Raw genomic sequence first — 22,991 nt, forward strand, 5'->3', positions numbered from 1 at the left:
GGTGTGAGTGACAAGTGTGGCGGGATTCGGCGTGCGGCAATGAACCCGGTTACGACCCGTTGCACGCAACGGGTCGCCGGCGCGATTTACCGATTCGCCGATTTGCCGTCCTACGCTTCGGCGAGAATCTGCTGGATGACTTGCTCGAAGGTTTCCACGGGTTGTCCGCCGCTCACCAGATAGCGACCGTTGAAGATGATCGCCGGCACGGACTGGATGCCCTTCGCCTGGTATTCCCGTTCTTCCGCACGAACGTCGTCTGCATAGATTCCGCTGCGCAGTACCTCCGCCGCTTGTGCTGCGTCGAGCCCCACGGACTGGGCCGCTTCAACCAGGACTTCGTGATTGCTCGGGTCCTTGCCCTCGGCATGATAGGCCCGCAACAGCGCCAGTTTGAGCGGCAACTGCTTGCCTTCGATACCGGCCCAATGCAGCAGGCGGTGCGCATCGAAGGTGTTATAGACGTGCGTACGCGGGCCGAAGTCGAAGCCAACGCTCGCCCCGCGCTCGCGGATCATGGCCTGGGTCTCCGCAATCTGCTCCGGGGTGCGTCCGTATTTCTTGCCGAGATAATCGACAATGGCCTCGCCGTCCGGCCCCATCTCCGGATTCAGCTCGAAGGGATGCACGGTGACTTGAGCGTCGACCGTATCGCTCAAGCGCGACAGTGCAAGCTCGAGTGACGACAGGCCGATGGCACACCACGGGCATGCGATATCGGAGACAAAATCGATTGTTAGCTGTTGTTTCATTGCTTTCCTGACTGAAATAACCTGAGGCGCGGCCGCTTCGCTGCGACACAAAACGGCCCACAGGGTAGCCTAGCCTGAATCGCTGATTTCTGCAGGACCGCGCTCCGGATGGTCGCCGCAGCGCTCATCCGCGGCGTAACGCTCAGTCCGGCATTCCGTTGTGGTCCCCGAGCGGCCTCGCGGGCCAGTCCACCCAGCGATCCGCGCGGGTTCGTTCGTGCGCTTCGTTCAGCGGATAGCGAATGCGGTTGTCGTCGCGCGGACGCTCACCGATTACCATTAACCTGACTTCGTCTTTCGTATTGTTGATGAAGGTGTGGCAGATGCCCGTGCCTGACGGAAACGCGACGGAATCGCCTTCAGCAATCGGATGAAGCACACCGTCGATCCAGACATCGGGCTTGCCTTCGAGCACGTACACAAACTCCTGCTCGGTACTTTCGGCGTGCGGGTATGACGTGCGCCGGCCGGGTAAAAGCCTCACGTGATGAATGCCAATGCGCGTGATGCCGAGCGCGGCGGAAAGCGGCGCGTCGAGCGCCATTTTTTCGGTGTCGCCGCGATAGGAATGCGCATCCGGTTCTTCCAGCTCAGTCCAGTGCTTGATGAAATCGGGTCGGCTCATCGGGTGTTCTCCTTTGGGGACTACGGGCGATGATAGCGCCTTGCACACTCATTGTTCGTCGTTGGCCAGCGACGTGAGAATCCGGTATGCGGCGCTCACCCGTTCATCAATGGGGAAGTTCTTGTTCGCAAGGATGACGATCCCCAGCCGTTTCTGCGGAATGAATGCAACGTACGCGCCGAAGCCGTTGGTCGAGCCGGTTTTGTTGATCCAGACGTCTTCACGAGGCGGCCGCGGCGGCACGATTTCAGTGACCGGCGTTGCGTTGAAAATCATCGCCGACGAGTTTCCATCGAGAAGCGTCTGCAATCTGGCAGGATACGGATATTGTTCCCATATCAGGTCCTGGGTCATTCCTCCGGCCTTGAAGTATCCGGTATGCGTGTCCGTAATCGCGCGCTGGAGCTTTGGGTCCAGCTGGATCAGATTCATGTTCGCTTGCACGAAGCGAACCATGTCGGCAGCCGTGGTCTTGATACCGTAGGCTTCAGCGGACAGCACACCAGGCGCCACTCTGATCGGCGCACCGTCTTTTGTGTAGCCCTGAGCGTAGTCGCTCAACTTCCCCGCGGGAACGTTGATGTAGCTGCGCTTCATATCGAGCGCGGGCAGCAGACGATTTTCCATCAGCGCGCTGAAATCCTGCCCCATGCTCTTCGCCGTAATCAGGCCGAGCGCGCCGATGCCGGGATTGGCATACGTCCGATACGTTCCAGGCGCATAGGCGGGCTGCCACTGCCTGAAATACTGCATCAACTGATCGTTGTTGCGAATGCTGTCCGGCACCTGCAATGGGAGCCCGCCGGGTGTGTGCGTGCCCAGATTGAGAAGGCTGACCTTGCCGAACTCGCTATTGCGCAAAGACGGGAGGTACTTGCTCGTCTCATCCGACAGGGACAGATAACCGCTTACCTGCGCATAGGAGGCAAGCGTCGCCGTCAACGTCTTGCTGACAGAACCCAGTTCGAACAGGGTGTCGGGGGTAACCGGCGTTCTGGTTTTCGTCGACGCCAGACCATAGTTGAATACGTAATGCCGGTCACCGTCGATGATGCCAACCGCCATGCCGGGGATGCCATCGTTTGCCATGACCGGTTGTATGGCGGCGTCCACCGTATGTCTGATTCTGTTTTGCTGATCGTCGGCCGCGTGGCCAACGGCGGTGAAAGCACACGCAAAGAAGGTTGCTGCGATGAGGCTTACGGTTCTCAGATTCATGTCCCTGATCGATCGGGTTTGCGTAGGTGGGTGACGGGTGTTGAAACAGGTCTGCCGGGGAAGGAGTATGCGTGCCCACAGACTCATCGACTATCGACGATATCTTGTCCGCAGCGAAAGAAAATCTTTCGCGCGGCAAGCGACATCCCTCCACGGCTTACCCGTCATTCACCGTCTACGCATGGAACCTGGCCAAAGGACAAGGGCATGCGGGCCGGACAGCAAGTGCACATGAAACGACCGCCCTGCCCCTGCTCCAAAGATCAGTACGATCCCATGTAATCGCGCTTGCCGATTTCAACGCCGTTGTGGCGCAGAATCGCGTAGGCCGTCGTGACGTGGAAGAAAAACTGGGGCAGGCCGTAGTTCTGCAAATAGGTGCTGCCAACCAGCTTCTTCTCTTTCGGCGTACCCGGGCGCAGGACGATTTCCTTGTTCTCGCTGCCCTCGAACTGGGCGGCATCGAGCGTGCCGAGGTGAGCCAACGCTTTGGCGATCAGTGCTTGCAGGTCGGCAAACGTCACTTCAGTGTCGGGCCACGACGGCACTTCTACGCCGGCCAGGCGCGAACTGACGCCTTTGGTGAAATCCGCGGCGATCTGCACCTGGCGCACCAGGGGAAACATGTCCGGGAACAGGCGCGCCTGCAGCAGCGCGTTCGGTTCGATGTTCTTTTCGGTGGCATGCGCTTCGGCTTTCTTCAGCACCTCGGACAATGCAGTCAGCATTTGCTTGAAGACGGGGACGGATGCGCTGTAGATGGAACTGGTCATGATTACTCTTTCGGTCGATGTTGGATGCCGGCGCGGAAGATGCCGCGCCGGCCGGTTGAACAGGCGGGGGAAGGTTACCACCAAGCCGCGTAGAATCACGCAAGCTGGCATCACGACAGGGATGGTCCGGTCATGGCTGCGTTGCTTACGATACTCAAATTCGCTATCGTCCTCGTCCTCGCATCTTCACTGGTCGAGGCGCTAGTGCTTTCTGTGCGCCACGGCTGGCGCGGCTACGACTGGCGGGCGGCCGGTGTCTCGGTGGTCGACTATCTGGTTCGTGAGTATCCGTTGCGCTGGCTGCTGCCGCTCGCGTTCTGGAGCGACGCCATGAACTGGTTCTGGCGGCACAGGCTCTGGACACTACCGATGAACCATTGGAGCGCCTGGCTGGCGTGTTTCATCGGTCAGGAGTTCTGCTACTACTGGTACCACCGGGCGGCCCACCGCACGCGCTGGTTCTGGTGCACCCACGCGATTCACCATTCACCGAATCAACTCAACCTGTCCGCCGCCTACCGTTTCGGCTGGACCGGCCGTCTTACGGGTTCGTTGCTGTTCTTCATGATCGCACCGCTGGTCGGCATGCCACCCCAGGTTGTGATGGTGCTGCTTTCGCTCAACCTGCTCTACCAGTTCTGGCTGCACGCAACCTGGATTCCGCGCCTCGGACCGCTGGAATGGATTCTGAACACGCCATCAGCCCATCGCGTGCATCACGCGTCCAACATCGAATACCTCGATGGAAACTACGGCGGCGTGCTGATCGTGTTCGATCGGCTGTTTGGGACCTACATCGCCGAACGGCGCGACATACCGTGTCGCTACGGTCTGGTCCGGCCCATGACGACCTACAACCTGCTGACCATCGAGTTCGACCACTGGCGCGCGCTATGGCGCGACCTGCTGGCCGCGCGCTCCATCGGCGAGGCATGGGGCTATATCGCCAGGCCACCGGGTTGGCGGCCTGATAACGCCGGGGAAACAACCGAAGATCTAAGACGCCGTGCGGATCCGCATACCTTCGGGGCGGAACAGCAATAGCTGTCTCGCGTTGGCCGAACTCGGCCTGATGCCCGATGCGCGTCTCTCCTCCCCTTGATCGATGAAAAGAACGTCGGCATTTTGACGCGCGCTTGCGCTCGTGAAAAATGAATGGTATTTTTTCATGAAATTTACCGCGATATTTTTCACGAGAGCCAACATGTTCGACCAGTCTGCCGAGCACGTCGCGAGCTACTACGCCCGCACCTATCCTGCCCCGATCCCCCTGCGGCCGGCACTGGAAGAGCGCCTCGACACGGAAGTGCTGATCGTCGGCGCGGGTTTCAGTGGCTTGCACACCGCCCTGCGTCTGGCCCTCGCGGGCAAGCGTGTCACGGTGCTCGAAGCCAGCCGGGTGGCCTGGGCAGCGTCCGGGCGCAACGGCGGCCAGGCCCTGCTCGGCTGGTCCTGCGACATGCCTCCGCTGGAGGCAGCGTTAGGTCTGGAGCGTGCCCGTCAACTGTGGGACAGCATGCGCTGGGCCGCCGCGGAGATACGTGAGCTGCCGGCACGGCATGGCTTCGATGTGGACTACCGTGCGGGAAGTCTGTGGGCAGCGGTGCTGCCGCGCCGCACCGCGCTCCTCGAGCAGGCCCAACGGGAAGCGGAGGAAAAGTGGGGCTACGACAAGATGCGCTTCATCCCTCGCGTGGAAATGCCTCAATGGATTGCAAGCGAACGCTATCAGGCAGCGCTCTACGATCCCGAGGCAGGCCATCTGAATCCGCTGAAACTGGCCCAAGGCCTCGCGGCGGCGATCGAACAGGCCGGTGGACGCATCTTCGAGCAAAGTCAGGTGTTGGACTACCGCGAGACGCAGGACGGTTACGTCGCGCGCACCGATAAAGGCGAGGTGCGTGCGGATGTGCTGGTACTCGCCTGCAACGCTTATATCGACCGTCTCGACCGCAAACTCTCCAGGCGCATGCTGCCCGTTGGCACCTATCAGGTGGCCACGTCGCCGCTGGAGCCGGAAGTGGCCCGTTCGCTACTGCCACGCAACAGTTGCGTGATCGACAACCAGTTCGTTCCCGACTACTTCCGCTTAAGTCCTGAAAACCGCCTGCTATTCGGCGGCGGCTGCACGTACGCGGGCGGTATTCCAAAGGATATTGCGGCGGCGACCCGGCCTTACCTGGAGCGCGCTTTCCCGCAACTGCGCGGAGTGGAACTGGAGTTTGCGTGGGGCGGGCATATCGACATCAGCATGAAACGCACGCCGGATATCGGTCGACAAGGTGAGCGCTACTGGTTGCAAGGCTATTCGGGGCATGGCGTGCTGCCCACGCTCGCCGCCGGCCGGGCGGTCGCCGACGCCATCCTCGGCGACGACGAACTGCTCGACCTCTATCAGGCCATCGACAATCCGCCTTTTCCCGGCGGTGCACTACTGGCCGCGCCGCTGGAGGTCATTGGCAAGACCTGGTATCGTCTGCGCGACAGAGTCTGAGCGAAGGGGCAGAAGATGAACAAGCAGGAAGAAATTGAAGGTCTCGCGATACTGATTCGGGACCTGCGCAAGCATAAGAAGGTGACGTTGGGCGCGCTGGCGGAAAAAATCGGCCGCTCGGTCGGTTTCCTTTCCCAGATCGAGCGCGGCCTCTCGCGTCCGACCGTGGGCGATCTGACCGCCATCGGCGAGGCTCTGGGCGTACCCACCACCTATTTTTATAGCCTGAGCAAGCCGCGTGCACTGCCTTGGGTGACCCGACCGGACGAACGCCGCACGCTGTATTACGCGGAAGGTGTGACCGACGTGCTCGTGTCGCCGAACATGTCAGCGGGGTTTTCGATGCTGGAGAGCCACCTGGCGCCGGGCGCCAGCAGCGGCGACAAACCATTGAATGACAGCGACGAGCAAGGTGGCTTCGTTCTCGAAGGCGAGTTGACCATCTGGCTGGACGACGAAGAGCACCCGGCGACGCTCGGCCCTAACGACGGCTTCCAGGTGCCGGCGCACGCGCGGTTCCGCTACGCCAATCTCTCCGATGAACCCACGCGGGTACTTTGGGTGTTCACCTAGCATTGAGGTACTACATGACGCAGCAATGAATGCTGCGCTGAATGTCAATTCGGATGACTAACGGAGAGCGTTGTGACTACCGCGCTCAGTTCCGCTCAGTTCCGCTCAGTTCCGCTCAGTTCTGCTCAGTTCTGTTATGTCGTCGACTTGCCCACGTTTTCCACCACAGCTTTTAACTGAAGCTCAATCATCGCGTCAATTTGCGTGAGAAGGACAACAACATGACTTCCCCCAGCGCCGACCTGCTCAGCGAAGTACGCGCTTTCCGCGCGGCGTATCCCGAGGTGCGTTACGTCGACCTCATTTGCCTGGATATCCCCGGGCACTTCTATGGGAAGCGCTACCCCGTGGACATGCTCGAGAAAGTCGCCGCCGGCAGCCTCCTCAAACTGCCGCAGAACTGCATTTTGCTCGGTGCGCAGGGTGGCGTGTTCCCGATCGGCGACTATTGCTTCAACGACGGCGATCCGGATGCGCAGCGCCGCCTGATCGAAGGCACCCTCAAGCCCGTGCGATGGGAAAACCAGCCATTGGGACAGATGCTGATCAGCTCGGACGGCACCGAGGCGCCCATCGAGTTCGAGCCGCGCGAGGTATTGGCGCGCGTGCTGAAACGCTTCGAGCGGCGCGGCATCCGCCCGGTTGTCGCCTTCGAACTGGAGTTTTATCTGTTCGACGCCAGACTGGCGGACGGGATTCCGCAATTCCCGCGCGACCCGTTCTGCGACGATCCGGACGACCAGTCCAACATGCACATCGAGCGATTGTCGCGCTTCTCCAGTGTGCTCAACGAGATGGTCGACGCCACACGCGAGCAGGGCGTGGACGCTACCGTGATCACCGCCGAGCTCGGACCCGGCCAGTTCGAGATCAACTTTGGCCACAGCGGCGACAGTCTGCGCGCCGCCGACTGGTCTGCCCTGTTCTGCCGCAGTACGCGCGGCGTGGCGATGAAACACGGCTACCGCGCGAGCTTCATGAGCAAGCCATACCTGCACGCGCCGGGCAGTGGCATGCACGTGCATGTGAGTCTCTACGACGAAGCGGGCAACAACCTGCTGGCCGCTGACGGCCAGCGGCCGCTGCGCCATGCAGTGGCCGGATGCCTCGCCTTGCTGCCGCATTGCATGCCTGTCTTCGCCGCCAACCACAACGCGTTTCGCCGCTATGGCTGGAAGACGAATGCAGCCAGCCGCGCGAGCTGGGGTTTCGAAGACCGCGACGCCTGCATTCGCATTCCGGAATCGGATGACCGCAACCTGCGCATCGAACACCGTCTGGCGGGCGCCGATGCGAACCCTTACCTGGTGCTGGCCGCCATTCTCACCGGCATGGAACACGGGTTGGATGCGGGCCGCGAACCCATCGCCCCGCTCAACGAAGACCGCCAAAGCGGTGTCGACTTTCCGCAAGACATGCTCACGGCCGTCGCCGCGATGCAGGACCATCCGGTCGTCGGCAAAGGCATGGGCGAAGAATTCGTGATGGTCTACTGCGAGAACAAACGCCAGGACCATCTGGACTTCATGAACGAGGTGAATGCGCGGGAATACCGCTGGTTCCTCTGAACCCGTTGTGCGAGCAGTCAGGTATTGGCTACCAGCAGCTCCTCAGCATTCTTCGGCGGCCGCAGGCCATCGGTCCTGCCCATGAAGTAGCGCTCGGTAAGATCGGCCGCCGAGACATGCCGTGCTTCTCCGAAGCCCGCTTCGTGAGCCAGCGCCAGAATCTCCGGCGGCGTGAAGAAGCTGATGAACGGCGTGCCGCTTGCTCGTGCGCCCTTCTCCGCCATCTCGAGCCCGGGCCGCACCTCAGGGTCCGCCATCTCAAGTGGGAGCAGGAACGTCATGGCGAGCGCCGATCCCGGGGCGAGGGACGCGACTTCGCGTAGCGTGGCCGCGTTCGCATCCTTGGTGAGATACATGCTGACGCCTGTGGAGACCACGATCGCCGGCTTGCTGTCATCGAAGCCCGCGGTCACGAGCCCGTCTCGCCAGCTTCCTCCCGCTTCGAAATCGACCGGCACGAAACGCAGCCAGTCCGGAACGCCGAAGCCGAGTTCGATCAGACGCTGACGCTTCCATGCCTGGGGCCCAGGCTGGTCGACCTCGAACACCTTGAGATGGGATGCGATCTCCGGGCGCCGCTGGGCGAAGCTGTCAAGGCCGGCACCGAGGATGACGTACTGATCGAGCCCGCGCCCGGCCTGCTCCACGACCAGGTCTTCAATGAAGCGGGCACGCGCCACGATCGAAGCGCGAAACGGTCGCGTGAATTGAGGATCCATGTCCCCGCGGCTGTGCCAGTCCGCATCCGGGGCCAGCAGCTTAAGGCCGATTTCGTCTTCCAGCACATGCGGCGGCGGGTCGGACTGGACATGAAGCGCGCGCCACAAAGCGACTCGCGCTGCTGTACTGTCTGGCGCTGCATCTTGCTTGTCGGTCATGACTTTCGATCCTCCTGTGGGCGAAGAATATTGCTGACTGTAACCCGTTTCATGCTTACGAGGGCAAGAGAGCTTTCTTCATCGACGGTGCAGGATGGACCACGTAATTCTGTCGCTCATAGAAGGAAACGGCATCCGGCCGGGCGTCCAGAAACACCGCAGTCATAGCGCGAGCACGCGCATCAGCTTCCGCATAGTCCGTCAAGGCGCGACCCGCACCGCTGCCTCGTGTCGCCTCATCGACGACGAGATCGTCGATGTGCAAGTGCGCCCCGCGCGCCAACGTGTGGACCGGCCTCATCCCCATCACGCCAACAAGCTTGCCGTTCTGAAACGCGCCGACAAGCTCATAGCCAGAATGCGATTGCAATCTGGCTCTCCTGAGAAATTCGTCCTGATCAAGCGCCCGCAATTGCGTGATCACCGGAAAGGCCTGTGCCCATTCTGTTGGGGAAAGCCTCCGGATATCCAGACTGTTGTTGTGATTGTCGGTCATAGCGGCATTCTGTCCTCGTTGGGAGAATGCCGATTCTGGCACAGCTAGACTAGAGAGACATGCCGCCCGAGACTTCGATGCGCTGGCCATTGACCCAGCGATTGTCCTCGGACAGCAGCGACGCGATCATCGGACCGATGTCGTCGGGCAAGCCCGCACGGCCGAGTGCCGTCCCGTCCGCCACGAGCTTGTTGATCTCGGGATTGTCGCGCACCATGCCGCCGCTGAAGTCCGTGGCGACGGCGCCTGGCGCGACAGTATTGACAGCGATTCGACGCGGACCGAGTTCCTTCGCGAGATAACGCGTCAGAACCTCGACCGCGCCTTTCATGGATGCATAGGACCCACTGCCTGGAAAGGTGAAACGGGTCAGCCCCGAGGAGATATTTACGATCCGGCCACCGTCCTTGATCAACGGCAGCAGCTTTTGCGTCAGGAAAAACACGCCCTTGAAATGGACATGGTAAAGACTGTCCAGCTCTTCCTCGGTGGTCTTTTCAAACGGCGTGTGATTCGACGTGCCGGCGTTGTTGACGAGATAGTCGAAACGCTCGGCGCCCAACTGCGCAAGCGACGCCCGAACCTGCTCCACGAACGAGTCGAATGTGCTCACTTTTCCGGTATCGAGTGGCAGTGCAATGGCTCTTTGCCCCTCCTCTGCCACCAGGCCGACAACCTTGTCGGCTTCTGCCTGATTGGCGCGATAGGTGAATATTGAACTGACGCCGCGCTTCGCGAGGCTCACGACCGTATTGCGCCCCAAGCCGCGACTCCCGCCTGTCACGATGGCGATCTTCGAAATGGCGTCTGCCGATTGTCCCGCTGTCATTTTTGCGCTCCACGTTAGAGGTGTAGACGCAGCTTATTCCGGCCCGTAGCGAGGCTGAATGCCCTAACTGTCCTTCTTCTTGCCTAATCCTGCCCGAGCTCTGCAGCTCGGCACGCGAGGCAGTAACATGAGCAAATGCTGGTGCGAAGGAGTTTCATATGTCAAATGCCTTGGTCGAAGGTGTCAAACGCTACACCGACAATCAAGCCGGGAGTGAGGGCCCGTTCATGACCGCCATCGAGGGCTTGATCATCATCCGCTCGGATCATGAAAAACATCCCTCTCATCTGATCATGAAGCCGGCCCTCTGTGTCGTCGTTCAAGGCGCCAAGTGGACTACATTCGGTGACAGGCGGTACGACTACAGGGCAGGACAAGCCCTGATCGTCAACGTCGAGATGCCGGCGTTCAGCAGGATTGTGAAAGCCAGTCCAACAGAGCCATACCTCGCTATTGCGATGGAGTTCGACCTTGCCATCATGCGCGATGTCATGGCATGCCTCGATACGCCGCCTGCGCCGGAAGACGAGCTCGGGCACGGCGTATTTGTGACAGAGATCGACGGCCCGCTCGCTGACTGCATGCTGCGCATGGTGCGCCTCCTCGACACGCCTCACGCGATTCCCATTCTCGCGCCGATGATCAAGCGGGAAATCTGCTACTGGTTGCTCACGGGGCGTCACGGCAACGAGGTCGCCCGCGTCGTGCTGGCCACCAGCCATGTGCATAAAGTCGTGACTGCCATCCATGCGTTAAGAGGCCAATTCACCGAGACCGTACGCATCGAGGATCTGGCCGCCGTGGCACAAATGAGTCCGTCGGCATTCCACAGGCAGTTCAAGGCGCTGACATCGATGACGCCGTTGCAATACCAGAAGCAGCTTCGCCTGCTTGAAGCACGCAACCTGATGGTGGCAGGCATTGCCAATGCCGAAGCGGCGGCCTATCAGGTGGGCTACGAAAGCGCATCGCAATTCAGCCGCGAATATTCGCGCATGTTTGGAGCGCCACCTCGGCGTGACATAGAGGCTTTGAAAACGGCAACGCCCTAGTGCCCTGGTGCTTCATGCCGCCGTATCAATTCGCATCGCGCACCCAGTTGCCGCCATGCGCCGCGGCCTGCGCAGCGGGCGACGTGGCGAGATAGGCAAGCGCCTGCTCGGTCGAGCCTTCGTGATGCGGTGTATAGCGTGGATTGAAATAGCGTAGCGCTGCGGCGATCATTTTCCAGAACGACGGCAGGCAACCGCGCCGCGCCCCGGCGCGCCAGGCGAGGATAAAACCGCGGTACGTACCGGCGTCGGGATCGCGCCGGTGCATGAAGCGCGCGCCGTGCGTGAGAAAGTACAGCAGAAGAATCACCGTCGACAGCATATGGAAGCAGCGTTCGAAGTAAGTGCCGCCCATATGCCGGAAGATGTCGAAGGCTACGGTGCGATGCTCCACTTCTTCCGCACCGTGCCAGCGCAGCAGGTCGAGCATGGTTGGGTCGGCATGAGCGGCATCGAGTCCGTTGGCATTGAGCACCCAATTGCCGAGATAACCAAAAAAGTGTTCCAGCGCGGCGATAACACCCAACTGTTGACGCAGCCAGAAGCGCGTTTTGCCGATCTTCAATCCAAGCGGTTGCTCGCCGAGTAGCTTGCCAAACAACCAGTCGAGTTTCTTTGTGAAAGGCTGCGTGTCGATGCCGTGAGCCTTGTAGTAGTGCGTGAGCACACCGCCGTGCGAGCGCGAATGCACCGCTTCCTGCCTGAGAAACCCCTCTGCGTCGTCGCGCAGCGCCGGATCGGTGATCAGCGGCAACGCCTTGTTGTAGACGCGGCAGAACCACAATTCTCCGGCGGGGAACAGCAGGTTCAGCACATTGATGATGTGCGTGCTCGACGGGTCACCGGGAATCCACTGGATCGGCGTTCGACTCCAGTCGAATTTCACATGGCGTGCCCTGATCTTGTATTGAGTGTGCTCTTGGGTCATGACGGTCTCCGGCATCCAGTGAGTGAGATCAGCGCGGCACCATGCCGATGCGAGCGATCACGCGGCTTAGTCCGGGCATGTAGCGCGAGATGAAACGCATTGAATGCGCCTCAATGCCGATGGCCACCACAGGCTTGTTGCGCAATACCGCGCGCAGTGCGGCTTTCGCGACCGTCTCGGGTTGCAGGCCGCGCATCTGGTAAAGCCTGGTGGCTTTCTGGCGCATACGGTCCTGCTCCTGAGCGCTGGCGCCGACGTACTGGGTTGAGGCCATGATTCCAGTCTCGGCAAACCCCGGGCAGATTGCGCTGACGCCGATACCGTGAGCGGCGAGTTCTCCGCGCATGCACTCGCTAAGCATCAATACGGCAGCCTTGGTGGTCGCATAGGCCGGCAGATCGCGCGAAGGAGCGAAGGCAGCGGCCGACGCCGTGTTGATGATGTGACCGCCATTGCCGCGCTTTACCATCTGCCGGGCGAACAGGCGTGAACCGTGAATCACGCCCCACAGGTTGACGTGAAGAATGCGTTCCCAGTCTTGTGTCGAGGTGTCGAGCACGCCGCCTGCCATGCCAATGCCGGCGTTGTTGACCACGATGTCGGCTCCGCCGAGATCCGTTCCAACCCAGTCCGCTAGCCCTTCCATCTGTTCGGCGCTGCCGACGTCGGCCTTGCGCGCATATGCCTGGCAGCCTGACAACCTGGCCAGGGTAGCCGTGCGTTCCGCGCTTGCCGTGTCGATATCGACCGCGACCACTGCGGCGCCCTGCTTCGCGAATTCCAGTGCAATGCATCGCCCGATACCGCTGCCTGCGCCAGTCACGACCGCGAGCTTGCCGCTGAGCGGTCTACGTGCGGCATCCATACGGGCGCGTTGCAACGTGTCCGGTTCGGCGCCGCCTTCAGTGTGATCAACGAGCTCACGCACCATCCGCGCCATCTGTTCAGGGTGCGTGACCGGCAGCCAGTGCCGCGCGGTCAGCTCACGGCGCCAGTACTGCGGCACCCATCGCGAAAGATCCTCGGACAAGGCCGGGCTGACGTATTTGTCCTGCGTCGGCACGATCACCTGGACCGGCGCGTGTGCGTAGCGCTTGCGCGGCGTGAACAGGCAGCGGATGAAGTTGGCGCGATACAGCGATACGCCACGCACGCCGTCCTGCGTTTGCGTCGGGCGCGGCGCGATCTGCGTCTTTTCCACACGACGCAATACGCGTGGCCACGCGCGGCCGAGCCATACGCGCCAGGTCACGCCTGGCAGCACCGGCAAATGGAAAAGCAGCACATACCAGGAGCGCACCAGTTGACCCAATAGCTTGCCGATCGAACGCGGCGTGGGACGCAGCAAACGCGCACGGATCCAGTAAGCGACATGGTCGAGGCAAGGACCCGAACACGACGTGTACGACGCAATGCGCCCGCGCAAACGCTCTTCGGTGACGAACTCCCAGCCCTGGATCGAACCCCAGTCGTGCGCCACCAGATGGACGGCGCGATTGGGGCTAACGGCATCGATGACTGCGATGAAGTCGTCGGTGAGTTTCCCCAGACGGTAAGCAGCCGTCCCTTTAGGCGCAGTGGATTGCCCCGCGCCGCGAACATCGTAAGCAATCACGTGGAAATCGTGGGCCAGCAATCCGGCCACGGCGTCCCAGACTTCGCTGTTGTCGGGGTAGCCATGCACTAACACCACCGTAGGCCGGGCGGGGTCGCCCCATGCCCTGGCGGCAAGCGTCACGTCGCCCGAGCTCACCGTGAATTCGGTGCGGCGTGTGGCGGCTGGCGCTTCGTACAGCGTGGGCGATACCGGTTCGGTTAGAAGTTGCATGCACGCCTCCGTCATGCCGCGACCAACACCCGCCCGCGCTGCGCCCAGCGGCGCACGTGCGGGAGGTCGTCGTCGAGCCAGTAGGCGTCGTCATCGGTGATGACCAGCAACTCTTCAAATTTGGCGCCCACACCCTGAAAGCCGAGATGCGGCTCGACGGCCCAGAGGCCGGGCGTCGGCGCATGATCGGAGCGGCGATCGATCGACCATAACGGCGACCAGCCCTCCTTCCTGCCCGCGCTAACCTGGTCGAGGACCAGGTTGCGCGTGGCGTTCAGGCCGAAACGCGCAACGAAACGCGGCTTGGCCGACTGGTTCAGTTTCGCGACACGATGCGCGAGCACCTTGAACGGATAGGCCTTGTGGCGCGGCTCGACGCCCTGTTTTCTGCACAACAGGTCGACCGCGCGCGCCACGTCGGCAAGCGTGTGCCGTTGCTTCACCATGGTGACGATCAACTCGCGGTGCTCGGCCAGATCGTCTTTCAGCTGTTCGAGCGTGGGATTCGTGCCGACGCAGGTGGCGTAGCCGACATCGGCGATTACTCCGTTCAGCACCGGCGCCACGTCGAGAATGACCGGCATGTTTTCTTCCAGCCGGCGCGAACTCGGAAAGAATGCGAGGTTAAAACCGGCCATGTGCGACAGCCCGGAAAAACCTTCAAAGGCGGTACGGTCGCCAAACCACGCGAAGGGTTTGTGCAGCCAGTCGTGCACGCCGTGGTCCTGTAGCCATTCGGTCAACAGCCGGGCGGCGTCCTTCTCCGTCATGCCCGGTTGGAGCATTTCGCCGACGCTCTCGACACAGCGATAGGCCAGTTGCTGGACTTCGCGGAACTGCGCCAGTTCTTCCACGTCGACCTGTGGAATGGACTTGTCACCCATACATGCCTCCCGAATGTGCTGTCGACGGGGATGCGGACGCCCGTCATTATGACAGTTTTTATTGTTACATTGTTTGATGTAACGATTGGATCGTACACCACCCGGGGCGCTCGTCCACTGGTTGTTTTCCCTGGGGGCTGGGGCTGGGGCTGGGGCTGGGGCTGGGGCTGGGGCTGGGGCTGGGGTTGGGGCTGGCGGGCTGGGGATGCGGGGGCGTGGAAGCCGTCCGGTTAGCCGATGCCTGAACTCAGGCACCGACTCCGGCATCAGCCGTATGGCGCGGGGATGCGGTGACTTACGTGCCGGAGCGTTGCTAGTTCTTCGGCAAACCGCGTATATGTTCCGGCTGTTGAGCGGCTACTGACTGGCCGCTGACTAGCTGATGACTTAAGGAACCGGCGGGAAATTCCGCTTGCCGGTATGGATTGGCAAGCGCCGGAAGCGCTCTTTCTTATGCTCTTCGTCGAAGTGGGCAAGAGACGGCTTGACCAGATCGCTGCGCGACACAATGCCGACCAGTTGCAATGTTTCGGAGTCCGTGACTACGGGCAAGCGTTCGAGACCGTGCACTGCAAGCCGCGTTGCGACGAGCCGACAGGTTTCGCTCGGCAATGCAAATGCGGGGGAACGGTGGCGCAACACGTCAGCGAGGCGCGACTCGAACGCATCGATTGTCTCGTCATCGCGAATTTTTTCCAGTAGCGCGCGATCGACGACGCCTGCCAGCACGCCCTCACGCACGACCGGATAAGCCCGATGCGTCTGCGTCGCGCCGAAGAACGTTGCTAGCGCTTCGCCCACGGATATATCGCCATCGATTGTCTCGACCGTACGCGACATCACCTCGTCGACATGGTGGCGCTCGAGCGGATCGACGCCGTATTCCCGGTAGATGTGATAGCCACGCCGGGCAATTTTCTCGGTCATGATGGAGCGCTTCATGACGACCGTTGCAAACCCGTGTGCGACCAGCGTCGCGGCGAGCAGCGGCAGCAATGCGTTGCTGTCGTGCGTGAGGCCGAAGGCGAACACGATTGCGGTCAACGGCGCGCCCAAGGTAGCGCCAAGCGTAGCCGCCATGCAGACGAGCGGCCACAGGGCAGGTTCGCCGCCCGGCAATACGTGACCGAGCACGACGCCGAGCCCTGCGCCCAGCATGAGCAACGGTGCCAGCACGCCGCCTGAAGTGCCCGAGCCCAACGCCACGACCCAGATGATCGCTTTCACGATCAGAATCGCCAGTGCGATCTGGATGGCAATGTGCTGGTGCAACAGGTCGCCAATCACGTCGTAGCCGACACCCAGCGCGCGAGGCTCAAGAAAGCCGCCGATGCCGACGACGAGGCCGCCGAGCGCGGGCCACCACATCCAATGGATGGGCAGCTTGCCGAACAGGTCTTCGGTCTTGTACAACGCGGCCGACAAGCCCGACGCGAGCGCGCCGGACAGCAGGCCTGCAATGACGCAGGACACCAGCGACAGCGCGCCGGGAGGCGCAGTCTCAAGCGGAAACAGCGGCCCCGTGCCGAAGAATGCCGCGCGTGCAAAGCCCGCAACCGCGCACGCAAGGGCAACCGGCAGAAAACTGCGCGGACGCCATTCGAACAGCAGCAATTCGACCGCCAGCAGCACGGCCGCCACCGGCGTGCCGAAAACCGCTGTCATGCCCGCCGCTGCGCCGGCAACCAGCAACGTCTTGCGTTCCGCGGACGTGACCTTCACGCACTGCGCGATAAGCGACCCGAGCGCGCCGCCCGTCATGATGATCGGGCCTTCCGCGCCGAACGGCCCGCCACTGCCGATCACAATGCCGGAAGACAGCGGTTTGAGAATCGCCACTTTCGGCGACATGCGGCTCTTGCCGAACAGAATGGCTTCGATCGCTTCGGGAATGCCATGTCCACGAATCTTTTCCGAACCGTAGCGGGCCATGAAACCGACGATAAGGCCGCCGATCACCGGGATGATCACCACCCAGATCCCCAACGTATTCAGGGCCGGTGAGCGGTCTGCAAACGAAAATTGCTGAAAGAAAAACAGATTGGTGAACAGATGGATCAGGCTCAGCAGCACAAATGCGGCAAGCGTGCTGAGCGCGCCGATTCCCGCAGCGAGCGCGGAAATGCCGGGAAGCCGCGCGTTGGTGGAAAAATCACGTTTATGGGTATCGAGACTCATGGTGACTCAAACATCGATCTGGGGGACATTGAACGTGCCTTTGAGCGACTTCAGTTCGGCACGGTGCATTTCGGCGAGACGGGCCAGCACCTGCTCGCCCGCTTTCAGCAAATGAACCTCGACCTGGCGGCGGTCCGTCTCACTGATCTTTCTGCGGACCAGGTCTAGCGCCTCACAGCGGGACACGAGCGCGACCACACCGTGATGCTGCGCCTGAAGCCGTTCCGCAAGCTCGCCGACGGTTGCCCAGTCGCGCTCCGGATAGCCCTTGATATGCAGAAGCAGCAGATACTGCAATGGCGTAATGCCTTCGCCCTGGGCGGCCTGCTCAGAAAAACGCTCGAAGCGCCGCATCTGGTAGCGAAACTCGGACAGTTGCTCGAAGTTCGCCTTGGTCAAGCCGCGCGTGAGTGTTTTCATCGGAGTACCGTGCAGAAATAGGTAAAGCGAAATAATATCACGTCGTGATATTTATGTTCGTATTGAGCCTAGGTGGCTTTGATAGCGCTATGCCGCGTCTATGCCACGCTTCGCTGCTTCGCGTAAGCCTGACGATACAGTCCCGCGATGAGGTCGGCCTGCGTGATCATCCCGGCAAGCCGCTGATTCGAGTCCAGAACCGGGATGTGGTGGTGCCCGTAGTTCGCGAACACCGGCACCAGTTCGACAATCGGAGTGGTCGCATCGACCGTGCGAACGTCGACGTTCATCAGTGCACCGACAAGCGGCGCCGGCGTGATGCTGCGCCGGAACCAGCGTTGCATGGGGGACGACAAACCGGCCCCTTTGCTGAACGCCCGTTTGTCGACAAGGTCGGCGCGGGTCACGATACCGATCACGTGCTGTCTCTCGTCAGTAACCGGGAGCGCTTTGATATGGCGCTGTTTCAGCAGACTCCATGCGGCCGACGCCCTCGTGTTTGCCGACACGGCTACCAGCGAACGCGACATGATGTCAGCGCACGTCAGTTCATTGAACGTGCGAGCGTAGGCCTGCAACTGAACGTCGCGCAGCAGGGATTCCAGATCGTCCGTATCGATATCGAGCAATTCCCCGCGCCGGTTCAGCACCGCCTCGAGGTCCGCACGCGTGAAACCTTCGTTCGCCGCCGCAGACGATGCGGCCGCGCCTTTGCTCGCACTCTGCGCGACGTGCGGGTATCGATGTCCGGTAGCAGCGTGGTAGACGATAGCCGCGCACAGCAGCATGACGGACTGGATCGCAACAGGTTCGGCCACAAAGCGGTAGCCCAGCGCATGCACGGCCGGACCACCAAGGACCGCTGTCAAAGCCACCGCGCCCGACGGAGGGTGAACACACCGCAGCGCGAACATCGCACAGATCGCCAGCGAAACGGCCAATGCGGCAGCGCCCACCGGATCGGAGATCCAGCTTGCACAGGCAACGCCGACCGTCGCGGAGACGATATTGCCGCCGATGATGGACCACGGTTGCGCAAGCGGACTGGCGGGAACCGCGAACAGCAGCACAGCCGAAGCGCCCATTGGCGCCACGAGGAATGGAATGTTCGCTGCCGGCCCGAGAAGGACGTGCATTGTCCCGCCGGTGAACGCAATCCCAAGCAATGCGCCGAGACACGATCTCAGCCGTTCCGGCCACCGGACGGCAATGGGATGGGGAGCGAAGCTGGAAAGCCAGCGGATGAGGGCGTAGCGGGACAAGGTTTAGATGGGAAAGTTGGAGGGTTTCACGTGGGACCGGACCGCACCTTAAGGTGCAAATCCCCACGAAATGAAAGTGCGTCTCGCCAGCATTATATCTTGTTGTGATATAAAAATCCGTTCTGGGCCGCCATGCGCCGATAGCAGCGGCCTGGTCACGCGAATGCCGCGCCCCGCTCCGATCTACTCGATCCGGATTTACCGCGCGGTCCATCCCCCGTCGATGACCAGATTTGCGCCTGACATATAGGCCGAGTCGTCGCTCGCCAGAAAGACGGCGGCGCCGGCCACTTCGTCAGGAGAACCAATTCGCCCCAGCACCGTCGCGGCTTCGAATGAGCGCCGCAGACCGGCCGGATCGGGGCTGCTGGAAAATACGTCCTCCAGCAATTGCGTCGTGACGGGCCCGGGACAAAGGCAGTTCACCCGAATGCCTTGACGGCCGTGGTCGATCGCCATCGCCTTTGTCAACATCACCACCCCGCCCTTCGAGGCACAGTAAGCGGCCACATTGGCTTCGCCCACGAGCCCCAGTTCGGATGCAATGTTAATGATCACGCCACGACCGCGTTTTTGCATCGCCGGGATGATGGCTTTCGAACACAGGAAAACGCCTTTCAGGTTAACGGCCATCAACTGGTCCCATTCCGCAACGCTCGTGTCGAGAACGGTTTTCGCGAATTCGATGCCCGCGTTGTTGACCAGAATGTCCACGTGTCCAAATCGCGCTTCAGCGAGGCGGACCATTTCGCTCACGTCGGATTCCAGCGACACATCCGCACGAACGTAGCAGGCTTCGCCGCCCGAGGCGCAGAGCGCGTCTGCCTCGGCGGTCGCATCCGTTACGTCGGCGAGCACTACCTTCGCTCCTTCGGCCACGAACCTTGCCGCAATTGCATATCCAATGCCTCGCTGCGCCCCCGTAATCAGGGCAACGCGGTCTTTCAGTCTCATGTCGTTCTCTCGCGTGAACAGGGTGGGCGTCATGGTATCAGCCGGTGTTGCCCCGATTCTCTGAGGCAGTCTAGGCCGTTACCCACGTACGCCGGCACGCCCTTCCCGTGCGCGATGCTGGCCTGAAACTTCCCGAATCCGATTGATTGGGAACGATGTAAGAGGCAAAATCATCCTGTTAAGTTGGTGGCACTATCCGGGTATACGTCTTGACAGGTTAAGCATGGCCCAAGTGAACGACGACGAAAGCAGCAACCGGCTCGGCAACTATCTGAAGAACCGGCGGACCAAGCTCGATCCCGCGTCCTTCGGTATTTCCGGCGGCCGGCGGCGCACGGCCGGACTACGCCGCGAAGAGGTGGCGCAGCGGGCCAATATCAGCGCGGCCTGGTACACATGGCTCGAGCAGGGGCGCGGCGGCAATCCATCAGCAGACGTGCTGGACCGCATTGCGAAGGCGCTGATGCTGACCGAAGTCGAGCGCGAACACGTGTTCCTGCTCGGACTCGGCCATCCGCCCGAAGTCCGTTATCGCGGCGGTGACGCGATCACGCCGCGACTGCAGCGCCTGCTCGATGCCCTGCCCTACAGTCCGGCAATCGTCAGGACTGCGACGTGGGATGTGGTTGCGTGGAACCGCGCCGCCGCAACCGTGCTCACCGACTACGGCTCCCTGCCACCCGAACAACGCAACGTCCTGCGCATGATCTTCTGCGATCCCCGCGTCCGTGCCGCGCAGTTCGATTGGACAAGCGTGGCCCGCTTCGTAGTGGGTGCCTTCCGGATCGACGCCGCACGCGCAGGCGCCGACGCCGAGGTGGCGCCGCTCGTCGACGAACTTTGCCGCTCAAGTCCCGAGTTCGCCGCCATGTGGCGGGACAATGAAGTGCAGACCCACGGCGAGGGGGTCAAGCGCCTGCGCCACCCCGTGCTGGGGCCGATCTCGCTGGAATACTCATCCTTCGCAGTCGACGGGCGGCCAGATCTTCAGATGATCGTCTACAACCCGGCGACACCGGTCGATCAGGAGCGGATCAGATCCCTGATCGAGGACGCGCAGGCACTCGCAGTAAAGTGAGCCCGATGCGCCCTCGAAGCGCGAGCGTTGGAAGCCATTGGGCCGGCACGGATCTAAACGCGCGTTTCCAACACGCGCCTCAATAGATCGGACTCCATATAATGACAACACCGCCTTTTGTCTGAACTAATTGCGCAGCACGACGTGTAACGGCGAGGTTACGTTCGACGTGACGGGAACACGTAACACCCGGGACGTAACACGCGCCACGCGATGCCGTCACTGCGTTCTCCATCTCACCCAATCCCCCCTTGCAGCAAAGACCCTCATCGCTGTACGCCGCTCAATTTCAGCACTGCCCGCGCGCGGAACGTGCCGCGCTCCGTAACCGGCGCATTGGCTCGAAACTTGCAGCGACCGATTGCCCGAGCAAGCCACATCCGAGCATGGCGCTACCGCGCCGACTCCAGAATTAAACGAAGGCGACGCGCACAAACGCGATCTCGGGCTAGAAAAGCAAACGTTTCTGCAAGACCGATCAGCGGTTTTCCGGGGGCACTGATTACACCTTCCAATCAGGACGCGATTTCATCGCGAAAGGACTAATCATGGCTCCCTTCAAACACACTCTTGTTGCATCGGCGAGCGCACTCCTATGGTGGTCGCTAGCCACTTCTTGTCAGGCCGGAGACGTCACGACCACACCGCCGCCCTCGTTTACGCAAGGCAGCGGATGGACGACAACCGGGCAACCAGGATCGGGATTCGCGTGGACAGGAGGCGGTACCACATCCGGTGCATGGGCCGGCAGTGGTGCGGGTAGTGGCTCGGTTTGGGCCGGCGGCTCGGCATGGGGCGGCGGCTTCGGAGACGGCGGTTATGGCGGCGGCTCGGGTGGTTCGGGTGGCTCCGGTGGTGGGAACGGCGGTGGCTCTGGAGACGGTGGCCACGGCGGCGGTGGGTACGGCGGCGGTTCCGGAGGTTCGGGTGGCTCTGGAGGTTCGGGCGGGTCCGGAGGTTCTGGTGGTTCCGGCGGCTCCGGCGGTTCGGGTGGTGGGAACGGCGGTGGCTCTGGAGACGGTGGCCATGGCGGCGGTGGGTACGGCGGCGGTTCCGGAGGTTCCGGAGGTTCCGGAGGTTCCGGAGGTTCGGGTGGCTCTGGAGGTTCGGGAGGTTCGGGCGGCTCCGGCGGTTCGGGTGGTTCGGGTGGTGGGAACGGTGGCGGCTCTGGAGACGGTGGCCACGGCGGCGGCGGGTACGGCGGCGGCTCAGGTGGTTCCGGCGGCTCGGGCGGTTCAGGTGGCTCAGGCGGCTCAGGCGGCTCGGGTGGCTCAGGCGGTGGCAACGGCGGCGGCTCTGGAGACGGTGGCCACGGCGGCTCGGGTGGCGGATACGGCGGCGGTTCCGGCAACGGTGGTCACGGCGGCACCAGCGGCTCCGGCGGCTCCAACACCGGCGTTGGCTCCAGCAGCGGCAGCCAGACCACCGGCGGCCTGCTTGATCCGATCGTGAACCTGGTCGTCAGCGTCGGCGCGATCAGCGTGCCTATCGTGCCGATCACCGTGGGCAACAACAGCGGTAGCGGCAATGGCAACGGCGTGGCCAACGGCACAACCGGTGGTTCACACGGCGTCACCGGCGGATCGAGCGGACATAGCACCGGTGGCCTGCTGGCACCTGTGACCGCGTTGCTCGGCGGACTGTCGGTGGCCTCGGTGAACGGCGGCTCGCAAGGCAGCAGCAGCCCCCTCGCGCCAGTGACCACCCTGCTCGGCGGACTGACGGGAGGTCTAGGCGGCGGCACCTCGCAAGGCAGCAACCCTCTCGCACCGGTTACCACCTTGCTCGGCGGACTAACCGGAGGCCTGGGCGGCGGCACCTCGCACGGATCGTCGACGAACACCGCGTCCAATCCGGTTGCACCACTGACCAACCTGGTCGGCACATTGACCGGTGTACTCGGCGGCGCAAGCGGCGGCTCGTCTCCGCTCGCCCCGTTGACGAACCTGCTCGGCGGACTCACAGGTGGACTCGGCGGCAGCACGCCGTCCACACCCAAGCATTAATCCGCAATGCGAGGTGCCCCGGGGGGCACCTCCAGCGCGGCCTCGTGGGTACAACAGAGAGAACGGCCGGACCTGACAGTCATCACAGCCTCACAACGTCAGGCCCGGCACACGCATACCAATCCGCCCGATACGTCACACGCCGCGTCCGCCGACGGCTGGCTACGCCAGACGATCTCCACGAAGTCGGGCACA

The 22,991-nt window shown here is 62.1% G+C and carries 21 protein-coding genes; 7 read left to right on the forward strand and 14 right to left on the reverse strand.

Annotated elements, in window-relative coordinates:
• Window positions 1-110 precede the first annotated feature (110 nt).
• From R8871_RS10805 to R8871_RS10820, 4 genes are all read right to left on the reverse strand, one after another.
• On the reverse strand, window positions 111-752 hold the full coding sequence (locus R8871_RS10805; RefSeq protein ID WP_175050428.1) for a DsbA family oxidoreductase: 642 nt from the start codon (window positions 750-752) through the stop codon (window positions 111-113).
• 142 nt (window positions 753-894) lie between these two features.
• The gene (locus R8871_RS10810; RefSeq protein ID WP_175050429.1) at window positions 895-1,377 is read right to left on the reverse strand and encodes a cupin domain-containing protein; all 483 of its coding nucleotides are present in this window, start codon (window positions 1,375-1,377) and stop codon (window positions 895-897) included.
• Between the two features lie 48 nt (window positions 1,378-1,425).
• Window positions 1,426-2,595, reverse strand: coding sequence for a class C beta-lactamase (ampC, locus tag R8871_RS10815; RefSeq protein WP_175050430.1), 1,170 nt, complete (start codon window positions 2,593-2,595; stop codon window positions 1,426-1,428).
• A 263-nt stretch (window positions 2,596-2,858) separates the two neighbouring features.
• Window positions 2,859-3,368: a DUF1993 domain-containing protein gene (locus R8871_RS10820; RefSeq protein ID WP_175050431.1), complete on the reverse strand. Its 510-nt coding sequence runs from the start codon at window positions 3,366-3,368 to the stop codon at window positions 2,859-2,861.
• Between the two features lie 132 nt (window positions 3,369-3,500).
• Here R8871_RS10820 and R8871_RS10825 point away from each other — a divergent pair, with 132 nt between their 5' ends.
• From R8871_RS10825 to R8871_RS10840, 4 genes are all read left to right on the forward strand, one after another.
• Entirely contained in the window at window positions 3,501-4,412 is a 912-nt protein-coding gene (locus R8871_RS10825; protein WP_175050432.1) for a sterol desaturase family protein, read from the forward strand.
• A 160-nt stretch (window positions 4,413-4,572) separates the two neighbouring features.
• Window positions 4,573-5,862, forward strand: a complete 1,290-nt coding sequence (locus R8871_RS10830) for an NAD(P)/FAD-dependent oxidoreductase (RefSeq protein WP_175050433.1) — start codon at window positions 4,573-4,575, stop codon at window positions 5,860-5,862.
• A gap of 15 nt (window positions 5,863-5,877) precedes the next feature.
• Window positions 5,878-6,435, forward strand: coding sequence for a helix-turn-helix domain-containing protein (locus R8871_RS10835; protein WP_175050434.1), 558 nt, complete (start codon window positions 5,878-5,880; stop codon window positions 6,433-6,435).
• A gap of 221 nt (window positions 6,436-6,656) precedes the next feature.
• Window positions 6,657-8,003 carry a glutamine synthetase family protein gene (locus tag R8871_RS10840; protein ID WP_175050435.1) on the forward strand — a complete coding sequence of 449 codons (1,347 nt, stop codon included), beginning with the start codon at window positions 6,657-6,659 and terminating at the stop codon, window positions 8,001-8,003.
• 17 nt (window positions 8,004-8,020) lie between these two features.
• On the opposite strand, the gene R8871_RS10845 is transcribed toward R8871_RS10840, so the two are convergent.
• From R8871_RS10845 to R8871_RS10855, 3 genes are read right to left on the reverse strand one after another with little or no spacing between them, the layout of a single operon-like run.
• A complete protein-coding gene (locus R8871_RS10845; protein WP_175050436.1) occupies window positions 8,021-8,881 on the reverse strand; it encodes a class I SAM-dependent methyltransferase in 861 nt (286 codons plus the stop codon).
• Between the two features lie 55 nt (window positions 8,882-8,936).
• Window positions 8,937-9,377: a GNAT family N-acetyltransferase gene (locus tag R8871_RS10850; RefSeq protein ID WP_175050437.1), complete on the reverse strand. Its 441-nt coding sequence runs from the start codon at window positions 9,375-9,377 to the stop codon at window positions 8,937-8,939.
• A gap of 49 nt (window positions 9,378-9,426) precedes the next feature.
• Window positions 9,427-10,206, reverse strand: a complete 780-nt coding sequence (locus R8871_RS10855) for an SDR family NAD(P)-dependent oxidoreductase (protein WP_175050438.1) — start codon at window positions 10,204-10,206, stop codon at window positions 9,427-9,429.
• 158 nt (window positions 10,207-10,364) lie between these two features.
• On the opposite strand from R8871_RS10855, the gene R8871_RS10860 reads away from it, so the two are divergent.
• Window positions 10,365-11,258, forward strand: coding sequence for an AraC family transcriptional regulator (locus tag R8871_RS10860; protein WP_175050439.1), 894 nt, complete (start codon window positions 10,365-10,367; stop codon window positions 11,256-11,258).
• Between the two features lie 25 nt (window positions 11,259-11,283).
• Here R8871_RS10860 and R8871_RS10865 read toward each other — a convergent pair whose 3' ends face one another.
• From R8871_RS10865 to R8871_RS10895, 7 genes are all read right to left on the reverse strand, one after another.
• The gene (locus R8871_RS10865; RefSeq protein WP_175050440.1) at window positions 11,284-12,186 is read right to left on the reverse strand and encodes a metal-dependent hydrolase; all 903 of its coding nucleotides are present in this window, start codon (window positions 12,184-12,186) and stop codon (window positions 11,284-11,286) included.
• Window positions 12,187-12,214: 28 nt separating this feature from the next.
• The gene (locus R8871_RS10870) at window positions 12,215-14,014 is read right to left on the reverse strand and encodes an SDR family oxidoreductase (RefSeq protein WP_175050441.1); all 1,800 of its coding nucleotides are present in this window, start codon (window positions 14,012-14,014) and stop codon (window positions 12,215-12,217) included.
• An 11-nt stretch (window positions 14,015-14,025) separates the two neighbouring features.
• Window positions 14,026-14,898: a M24 family metallopeptidase gene (locus tag R8871_RS10875; protein WP_175050442.1), complete on the reverse strand. Its 873-nt coding sequence runs from the start codon at window positions 14,896-14,898 to the stop codon at window positions 14,026-14,028.
• A 387-nt stretch (window positions 14,899-15,285) separates the two neighbouring features.
• On the reverse strand, window positions 15,286-17,076 hold the full coding sequence (locus tag R8871_RS10880) for a chloride channel protein (protein WP_175050443.1): 1,791 nt from the start codon (window positions 17,074-17,076) through the stop codon (window positions 15,286-15,288).
• Between the two features lie 6 nt (window positions 17,077-17,082).
• Complete coding sequence (locus R8871_RS10885; RefSeq protein ID WP_175050444.1) at window positions 17,083-17,496, reverse strand: MarR family winged helix-turn-helix transcriptional regulator; 414 nt, start codon at window positions 17,494-17,496, stop codon at window positions 17,083-17,085.
• A gap of 98 nt (window positions 17,497-17,594) precedes the next feature.
• The gene (locus tag R8871_RS10890) at window positions 17,595-18,758 is read right to left on the reverse strand and encodes an HPP family protein (RefSeq protein ID WP_175050445.1); all 1,164 of its coding nucleotides are present in this window, start codon (window positions 18,756-18,758) and stop codon (window positions 17,595-17,597) included.
• A gap of 198 nt (window positions 18,759-18,956) precedes the next feature.
• Window positions 18,957-19,712: an SDR family NAD(P)-dependent oxidoreductase gene (locus R8871_RS10895; RefSeq protein WP_175050446.1), complete on the reverse strand. Its 756-nt coding sequence runs from the start codon at window positions 19,710-19,712 to the stop codon at window positions 18,957-18,959.
• Between the two features lie 223 nt (window positions 19,713-19,935).
• Between R8871_RS10895 and R8871_RS10900 the strand changes: the two genes are divergently transcribed.
• Both R8871_RS10900 and R8871_RS38700 read left to right on the forward strand, forming a co-directional pair.
• Entirely contained in the window at window positions 19,936-20,790 is an 855-nt protein-coding gene (locus R8871_RS10900) for a helix-turn-helix transcriptional regulator (RefSeq protein ID WP_175050447.1), read from the forward strand.
• A 548-nt stretch (window positions 20,791-21,338) separates the two neighbouring features.
• Window positions 21,339-22,796 carry a hypothetical protein gene (locus tag R8871_RS38700; RefSeq protein WP_175050448.1) on the forward strand — a complete coding sequence of 486 codons (1,458 nt, stop codon included), beginning with the start codon at window positions 21,339-21,341 and terminating at the stop codon, window positions 22,794-22,796.
• Window positions 22,797-22,991: the final 195 nt, after the last annotated feature.

Origin of the sequence: Paraburkholderia sediminicola, assembly GCF_902859805.1 — a bacterium.
GTDB lineage: Bacteria > Pseudomonadota > Gammaproteobacteria > Burkholderiales > Burkholderiaceae > Paraburkholderia > Paraburkholderia sediminicola.